Raw genomic sequence first — 4,581 nt, forward strand, 5'->3', positions numbered from 1 at the left:
GGGTGTAGGGTGTAGGGTGTAGGGTGTGGTGTGGGGTGTGGGGTGTGGGGAGAATAAATAAAATAATCTCCTGACTCCTGACGACCGACTCCTAACCCCACCAACAAACTTTTTGCCGCAAACCCTACTTATGAGACTATTTCAATAGCGTAACCGATTGCTGGGCTAATAAGGCAGTACCATAGGCTGCTTGATCCTGTTGAGATAAAAGCACGGGAACCCCTAAATGACGCTGGCGAATTATTCTCCAAGTCGGATTTTTTGCCCCACCACCGGCGCTATCAACTCGCTCTAATTTATTGGCCCCCAATTCCTGTAAACGCTGATAACCTAAAGCTTCAATGCGGGCAATACTTTCTAGTAAACCATGCAAAAATTCTAGAGGATTATCGGGGCGAGGAGTCAGTTTTGCGGGTAAAAAAGGATCATTAATGGGAAAGCGCTCGCCGGCTTTTAGGAGGGGATAATAATCTAAATTACTTTCTTTTTGTCCATCTATTGCTAAACTATAATTTCTCAATTCTTCATGAGAAAAAAACTTCTTTAACACTGCTCCCCCCGTATTAGATGCCCCACCAGTTAACCACAAATTTCCTAAACGATGACTATAGATGCCATAGTTACTATCATCAACTTTCTGGCTACTTAATAATTTTAAAACTAAAGTTGAACCTAAAGATGTCACTGCAGCCCCTAAAGAATTAGCACCACTGGCTAAAAATGCCGCTATACTGTCGGTGGTTCCCGTGTAAATTAAACAATCTTTCGGGATAGCAAAACGAGTCACTAAATCTGGTTTAATAGTATCGATCGCTGTACCCGGGGCAAAAATTTGCGGTAATAAATTAAACATCGGTAAATTCTCTAACCAATCGGGATAACAGAGATTTTCGAGATCATAACCTAACTTTAAGGCATTGTGATAATCACTAATTCCCAGTTTACCGTGCAGCAGAAATGCTAACCAATCCGCTTGCGAGAGAAAATAACGCGCTTGCGAAAAAATTTCTTGTTCACTCCACCAAAGTAATTTAGCTAAACTAGAGGTGGGACTAATCACGGGATGGTGAGGGGGTGCCATAGCTTTAATTGCTTCTAAAAACGCAATTCCTCGCCCATCATTGTATAATATTGCCTCAGAAAGAGGATTACCCCAATTATCGCATAATAACACCGTCGAGGAAGTACCATTAATAGCGATCGATTTAAGTTCTGAACGCACCGAATCCCCTAGATTATCCAATAAATAAAATAAGGCCTTTTGCCAATCCTGAAAATTGGCATTAGTGAAGGGATAATGAACCTCAGCGACGATATTTTTGCTAGAATCAATAGCAATCGCTCGCGCTCCCGACGTGCCAAAATCAATACCTAAAGATAAACTCATAGATGTCTTCACAACCCCCTCATTCTGGCTACCATTGGGATGGTATCACTCCCCGATTCTTTGAAGGTTGGTACTTCCGAGTCATGATTCCGCAATTAGCCGACGGATTCGCCTTTATGTATTCTATTCAAGACCCAAGGGGCGGTCAAGTCAATAGCGGTGGAGCGGTACAAATTTTAGCCATAGAATCTAATTATCTTTGTCGCACTTTTCCCGATACGGATCAATTTTGGGCAAGTCGTCAGGAATTAGCTATCATCCATTGGGGAAAAACTAACTTAAAAACCCGTCCCCGTCTGCTTTCTCCGTCAGATTTTTTTGAGTCTATTCGAGAAGGTTATCAAGCAACGGCACACCAGCAGCAAGGACGAATTTATGATCCTGTCACCGGAGAAATCTGTCAATGGGATTATCGCATTGAAACTAGGTACACTTGGGGAGATAACAAGCGTCCACCCCAAGCAACAGCAGGAATATTATCTTATTTACCGATTTTTGACCCAGGTTGGCAGATTTTAACTGCTCATGGTTTAGCAACGGGAATGATTACCTATCGGGGAAAAAATTACCAATTTGAGAATGTACCTTTTTATAGCGAAAAAAATTGGGGTTATTCTTTCCCCGAAAAGTGGTTTTGGATTAATTGTAATGCTTTCCCTGAAAATCCCGATTTAACCTTAACCGCAGTGGGTTCTACCCGGAAAGTTCTCCACTGGACGGAATCGGTGGGAATTATCGGTATTCACTGGCAAAATCGCTTTTATAAGTTTGATATCTGGAATTCTCAACTAACTTGGACAGTGCAACCCTGGGGATACTGGGAAATGAGGGCAACTAACGAGGATTATACCATTGTCTTAATCGGGATCAGTGATCATCCTCCCGATCGCGTGCGTGTACCCACAGAAAAAGGTCTCTGTTTTGCTTGTCAAGATACCCTCAAAGGTAAATTGTCGATAAAATTGGCTGATAGTCGTGGTAAAACCCTTATAAATGCCTCTAGTCGTCTAGCTGGTCTCGAAATTGGCGGTATTTGGCCATCAGCATGGATAAAACGGTGAGTTAAATCACCATTGCGACGGGAGAATATCACTCTATTCTTGATTGCTCGGTATTAACATAGAATCAGTTTTTGATCACTAAAAAATCGTTTCATGAACCAACCTTCTCTCAATTTTGTTGAGCAATTAGTGATAGCAGAAGTGCGGGAACAGTTAAAGAATTTACCTGCTTCCTTTCGCCAATATCTCTCGGAGATTAAAATCGATAAAATCATTAATAGTGCTATCGAAATTCTGCCCCGCAGTTTCAAAACTTTTGGGGAAAAATATCACGATTATCACACCCGAAGATTAAGAATAAAAATTGCTGTAGAAAGAGCGATCGCCGATATACTGCATGAACTAAAATTTTATTATGTAGCGCAGACAGAAGTGGAAGATGAAGAAAATATTCCCACGGAACCAAATTCTGAAAGGTGGGATAGCAGTTATTTTAATGGCTAGGTACAGAGTCTTCCTTTTCAGGAGTTAGCAGCTATTATTCAGAGGATAATAACCCATTAGTTTATAATTTATTCCTATCAGAAATGTTGTAAATCTCTGCTCAGAAATAGAATCGGTCGGTGAGTCTGGCTAAAAAATTATTTTAAAGTCAAGAAAATAGGCTTTTTTAGTTAAGTTTTACAGAAGTCGCCCTCGATATTTTTGTTGATGATAATTAATACTATTTGTCAAAAGTAATGGCAAAGATGGTTAATTGTCCTCGCCCCACTTTCAACCTTCAGAACTAATGGCCGCCCAAGCCAAAAGTACAGTAGAAAGAATCAAAGAACATCCCTTACATGATATCGGCGAGACTTGGAAAGTATTTACATCAAATTAGTTACCCGATAGAACCACCTTGAGCCATCTTGCATACTTTTCTCTTTTTGTCAAATTTTATGTTAAGAAATATGTGACTAATGGATAGGCTTTTAGCTACGGGAGTGTCAATCAGCAATCTCTGATTACAAATTGCGATGGGGTTTGCATAATTATTCCCGTTTGTTCAGCCACTTGTGACCTAACATCTTAAGAGTCACTGATAATTGCTGATTGTCGGTATTGCCGCATAAGTGCGTAAAAGCTGATAGGACAACGAACGGAAAAAATATAGATTGTCAAGGTGCGACAAATCGCTATAATCGTTCCAGCAGAGGCGATAATAATCCCTCGATCATCGAAAATTTGGGTCTGAAACCCCGCCGTTCTAGGTTGGCTTTACCGTCAAATATTAGCGCATTTACACGATATATGCTAGAATGCGGGATATGGAAAAAGCCTACTCGTTTCGATTTTACCCCACACCAACACAAGAGTCGCTATTGCGGCGCACATTGGGCTGTGTAAGATTAGTTTACAACAAAGCTCTCCATCTCAGAACACAAGCTTGGTATGAAAGACAAGAAAGAGTAGGATATGCTCAAACTTCTTCAATGTTGACCCATTGGAAAAAACAAGAAGAATTAAACTTTCTCAATGAGGTAAGCTGTGTACCTTTACAACAAGGGTTAAGACATTTACAAACAGCTTTCACTAATTTCTTGGCTGGTCGTACTAAGTATCCTAGCTTTAAGAAAAAACATCAAGGAGGAAGTGCCGAATTTACCAAATCTGCTTTTAAATTTAAAGACAAACAAATCTATTTAGCCAAATGCACAGAACCTTTACCTATTCGATGGTCAAGACAAATCCCAGAAAGCTGTGAACCAAGCACAGTAACAGTCAGATTACATCCCTCAGGACGCTGGCATATCTCAATAAGATTTGATGACCCAACGATTAAGCCATTACCAGTAACAGATAAAGCCATTGGAATTGACTTAGGAATTAGTAGCCTTGGGATTACCAGCGATGGCGACAAAGTATCTAATCCCAAGCATTTTAAAAAGCATTATCAGAGACTGCGAAAGGACCAAAAAAGCCTTTATCGAAAACAGAAATGGTCAAAAAATCGAGAAAAAGCGAGAATCAAAGTAGCAAGGATTCACGCTCAAATCAACGATAGCAGAAAAGACCATTTACACAAGCTAACCACTCAATTAGTTCGGGAAAACCAAACGATTGTGGTTGAGAATTTAGCCGTCAAGAATATGGTCAAAAACCCGAAATTATCTCAGGCAATATCTGATGTAAGCTGGGGAGAAATCACCC

Annotated in this window: 4 protein-coding genes; 3 read left to right on the forward strand and 1 reads right to left on the reverse strand. The window is 40.3% G+C overall.

From position 1 onward, the window contains the following. Window positions 1-136 precede the first annotated feature (136 nt). Window positions 137-1,387 (reverse strand): FGGY-family carbohydrate kinase, encoded by a 1,251-nt coding sequence (locus IQ242_RS17290; protein ID WP_193960827.1) that lies wholly within the window; start codon window positions 1,385-1,387, stop codon window positions 137-139. 2 nt (window positions 1,388-1,389) lie between these two features. Between IQ242_RS17290 and IQ242_RS17295 the strand changes: the two genes are divergently transcribed. The 3 genes from IQ242_RS17295 to IQ242_RS17305 form a co-directional block, all read left to right on the forward strand. Then, window positions 1,390-2,448: a tocopherol cyclase family protein gene (locus IQ242_RS17295; RefSeq protein ID WP_193960828.1), complete on the forward strand. Its 1,059-nt coding sequence runs from the start codon at window positions 1,390-1,392 to the stop codon at window positions 2,446-2,448. A gap of 93 nt (window positions 2,449-2,541) precedes the next feature. Beyond that, entirely contained in the window at window positions 2,542-2,892 is a 351-nt protein-coding gene (locus IQ242_RS17300) for a hypothetical protein (RefSeq protein ID WP_193960829.1), read from the forward strand. 806 nt (window positions 2,893-3,698) lie between these two features. Then, window positions 3,699-4,581 (forward strand): RNA-guided endonuclease TnpB family protein (locus IQ242_RS17305; RefSeq protein WP_193960830.1); only part of this gene is annotated, 883 nt, incomplete at its 3' end.

Origin of the sequence: Microcystis sp. LEGE 08355 (assembly GCF_015207185.1) — a bacterium.
In the GTDB taxonomy this organism is placed as follows: domain Bacteria; phylum Cyanobacteriota; class Cyanobacteriia; order Cyanobacteriales; family Microcystaceae; genus Microcystis; species Microcystis panniformis.